The sequence below is a fragment of the Litorilinea aerophila genome (assembly GCF_006569185.2).
Taxonomy (GTDB): domain Bacteria; phylum Chloroflexota; class Anaerolineae; order Caldilineales; family Caldilineaceae; genus Litorilinea; species Litorilinea aerophila.
Genome location: NZ_VIGC02000084.1, coordinates 1 through 1,241, shown reverse-complemented (window position 1 = coordinate 1,241; position 1,241 = coordinate 1). Strand labels below are relative to the sequence as shown.

Genomic DNA, 1,241 nt, shown 5'->3' with positions numbered 1-1,241 from the left:
CTACTGACTACCGTCTACTGACTACCCCCATCTGCGAATGCTTACTTCAGGATCTCGGTGATGACGCCGGCACCGACGGTGCGCCCACCTTCCCGAATGGCAAACCGGCTCCCCGTCTCCAACGCCACCGGCGAAATCAGCTTCACCCGCATGTTCACATTGTCCCCAGGCATCACCATCTCCACCCCCTCGGGCAGATCAATCTCCCCGGTGATGTCCATCGTCCGAATGTAGAACTGCGGCCGATACCCCTTGAAAAAGGGCGTGTGCCGCCCACCCTCTTCCTTCTTCAACACGTACACCTCGGCCATGAACTCCGTGTGCGGCGTAATCGACCCAGGCTTCGCCAACACCTGCCCCCGCTCCACGTCGTCACGACCGATCCCGCGCAGCAGACAGCCCACGTTGTCCCCAGCCTGACCCTCATCCAGCAGCTTCCGGAACATCTCCACCCCGGTCACCACCGTCTTCCGGGTCGGGCCCAATCCCACAATCTCGACCTCCTCCATGGGATGGATCACTCCCCGCTCGATGCGGCCCGTCACCACCGTCCCACGTCCCTTGATGCTGAACACATCCTCGATCGGCATCAGGAACGGCTTGTCCACCTCCCGCACCGGCGTCGGGATGTACTCATCCACCGCACGCATCAACTCCCAGATGCATGCATACTCCGGCGCATCCGGATCCGTGCTGTCACTCTCCAGTGCCTTCAGCGCACTCCCCCGAATCACCGGTATGTCATCCCCGGGAAAACCGTAGCTGTCCAAGAGCTCCCGCAGCTCCATCTCCACCAGCTCCAGAAGCTCCTCGTCATCCATCATGTCCACTTTGTTCAAAAACACCACCATCGCCGGCACTTCCACCTGCCGCGCCAGCAATATGTGCTCCCGAGTCTGTGGCATCGGCCCATCCGGCGCGGCCACCACCAAAATGGCCCCGTCCATCTGCGCCGCACCCGTAATCATGTTCTTGATGTAGTCCGCATGCCCGGGACAATCCACGTGCGCATAGTGCCGCTTCTCCGTCTCGTATTCCACGTGCGAAATCGCTATCGTGATCCCCCGAGCCTTCTCCTCCGGCGCACTGTCAATCTGCTCAAACCGGGCAAAGTCCGCCCACCCCTTTAACGACAACACCTTCGTGATGGCCGCTGTCAGGGTCGTCTTCCCGTGGTCGATGTGCCCGATCGTCCCCACATTCACATGCGGCTTCTTCCGCTCAAATACCGCTTTGGACAT

At 60.7% G+C, this 1,241-nt stretch carries 1 protein-coding gene; it reads right to left on the bottom strand.

Features of this window, described 5'->3' with window-relative positions; all coding sequences use genetic code 11:
* Positions 1-41 precede the first annotated feature (41 nt).
* A complete protein-coding gene (gene tuf / locus FKZ61_RS23700) occupies positions 42-1,241 on the bottom strand; it encodes an elongation factor Tu (protein ID WP_141612642.1) in 1,200 nt (399 codons plus the stop codon).

Coding starts and splice junctions, on each gene's coding strand:
- tuf (WP_141612642.1), bottom strand. CDS start 1,241: ATGTCCAAAGCGGTATTTGAGCGGAAGAAGCCGCATGTGAATGTGGGG.